The organism is Faecalibacterium longum, assembly GCF_040094125.1.
Taxonomy (GTDB): domain Bacteria; phylum Bacillota; class Clostridia; order Oscillospirales; family Ruminococcaceae; genus Faecalibacterium; species Faecalibacterium longum.
The window spans coordinates 1-2,494 of sequence record NZ_JBBNIH010000096.1 but is presented as its reverse complement, the minus strand read 5'-3'; the positions used below and the strand labels follow the sequence as shown (position 1 = coordinate 2,494).

The 2,494-nt window shown below is 50.4% G+C and carries 2 protein-coding genes; both read right to left on the bottom strand.

Going from position 1 to position 2,494, the window contains the following annotated elements:
• On the bottom strand, positions 1-1,397 hold a 1,397-nt coding region (locus AAAU26_RS03330; RefSeq protein WP_349180914.1), incomplete at its 3' end, for a recombinase family protein.
• Positions 1,398-1,636: 239 nt separating this feature from the next.
• On the bottom strand, positions 1,637-2,155 hold the full coding sequence (locus tag AAAU26_RS03325) for a ClbS/DfsB family four-helix bundle protein (protein WP_112149188.1): 519 nt from the start codon (positions 2,153-2,155) through the stop codon (positions 1,637-1,639).
• Between the last annotated feature and the right edge of the window lie 339 nt (positions 2,156-2,494).

Here is a 2,494-nt window from a genome sequence, read left to right as displayed (position 1 = left end):
AAGTTGAAATTGAGCACGACCCGGTCATCAAAGACGTAGACCGAGTTGACAAAGGTATCAATGATCTGCCGCTGGTGCTCCATGTCTCTCATGTCACCCTTGCGGAATTTTTCAAACCAGAACCGCATCCATTCGCGGGTCAGAACTGGTTTTTTCAGTTCTTCTTCCAGAATGCTGGTGTTCAGGGCTTCCTTCCGGGCTTCCAGCTCGTCCAGCCGCTGCTTGGTGGTCGGGGTTAGGATACCCTGTTCAATGGCTTCCAGAAGATTTGCCAGCCGCTTCTCTGTATCCCGGAGCTGGTCTTTCAGGACAGGCAGCCGGGTATTCTCCTGCTGCTGGGCTTCCATAATTAAATCTATCAGCTGTTCGATGATTTCATCGCTGAAAATCACCTTGATGGCAGTCTCCACCACGAACCGTTCCAACGGCTCTTTGCGGATGGCTTTCAGATCGCAGTGCGCCTTGCCGTGGCGTTTGGCGTTGCCGCACTTGTAGTAATAGTAGGTGTTTCCCATGTGGCTTGTGCCGCTTTCGCCGCCCATCAGGGTGCCGCACTTGCCGCAGAACAGCTTGGTGGTCAGCAGATAGCTCACATCCCCTTTTGCGGGGCGACCGTGGGCGATCTTGTTCTGCTCGAAACGCTGCTGCACCCGGTTGAACAAGTCCTCGTCCACGATGGCGGGAATGCCGCCCGGTGTCACGATGTCCTTATATCGGTATTCACCGATGTAACGGCGGTTCCGGAAAATTTGGAAGAGGCTGTTCTTCACGAACGGCTTCCCGGTGCGGGTGCGCAGCCCTCGCTCATTCAGGGACGCTGCGATTTTCTCGGCAGGCTCGCCGTTGGCGTACCGGGTGAAGATTTCCTGCACAATGGGAGCCGTCTCCGGGTCGATATGGTACAGCCTGTCCTCCTTGCCAATGGTGAAGCCCAGCGGAACGATACCGCCGTTGTACTTGCACTGGAGGGCGTTTTCGCGCTCACCGCGCGCCACTTTCAGGGCAAGTTCGGCGGAATAATATTCTGCCATGCCGATCAGCATACTCTCCACCATAATGCCTTCAGGCCCCTGCGAGATGGGTTCCATGGCAGACACCAGATGGACACCGTTCTTCTCCAGCTGGTACTTGTAGTTCACGGCATCGTAGCGGTTCCGGGCAAAGCGGTCGAGCTTCCAGACCAGAACCACATCGAAAATTTTCTTTGCGCTGTCCTTAATCATCCTCTGAAAGTCCGGGCGGTCATCCGTCTTGGCAGAGTAGGCACGGTCGATGTAGGTGCCGACCACGGTGATACCGTTCTTCTCGGCGTAGTCCTTGCAGTCGCGCAGCTGCCCTTCAATGGACGCTTCGCGCTGGCTGTCGGAAGAATAGCGGGCGTAGATTACGGCGGTCATGGTTGCACCTCCTTGGTAGCACGTTCGGGTTGCCTTTATAGTATCGAGTCAAGCGCAGCTTGTCAACAATCTGCGAGCAGATTGAAATGTGAAAATTACGAAACGCAGCGAAAAGAGCAAGAATCGTCCCGTGGCCACAAATTTTCAATTCTTGAAAATTCTCGCCACTTCGGGACTGCTTCTTGTTGGGGCGTGCGGAGCCCCAAACCCTGCTGGAAACGAGTACGGCAAACTGGAAGTTATAGTGCTATCTTTTTCCATTTTCTAATCTTAGTTCTAAATGTTCCGAACGGAGCAACCGTGTTAACATGTATAAACTTGTATACTTCCCAGACTGCTGTTTTGGTTGATTCATCGGCCCACTTTCTCATATGTGGCTCGAATAACTCTTCGTCGCTTAATGAGTCAATCATTTCATAAATCGAATTAATATTCTCTCTCAGCATATCTTTCAACTCCTGCAACGACAGATAAGCATATGTATCTGTAAACCATTGATATAATTCGCCAAGCTGATTCCACTTGAAATCATCCGAAGGAGTCTTGACATGAAGACCATTTCTTTCGTCTGATTCCCATTTAAGAACAAGAGTTGTCCAGCCAACCTGGTAAGCAAGATTTTCTGCTGGAGTTCTGTCAACTTCCTCAACTCTCTTATCTTTTAATGATTCCGGAATAATATCAAATTCTGAAATGTACTTTGCAAAACTTTTATTTATCTCGTTCTTAAGTTCATCTTTATTCTCGTATGTTCTCACTAGTCTATCTCCTCAAATTCCGATTTGTTGAACTAAGCCGAGTATATCATACTCTCCAATGAAAGAACACCCCCGATATAGTGAAATTTTGCCATTTTCCTGCGTACGTGCGTACACGCTCCGCAGGGATTCTAAGGGGCTTGACCCCTTAGCACACAGACTTTGGCACAAAGTCTAGTGTGTTACACCTTGCCAGAGGTGTACAGGCTCTCCCCGGTACGCACGTATGCAGCGATTGCCCCCAGTGAGCCATATAGGGGGGCGACCAAGTTCGCACAAAGCGAACTTGATTCCGCAAAGCAAAAGGCAGGATACCACTATCATAGTGATACCCTGCCT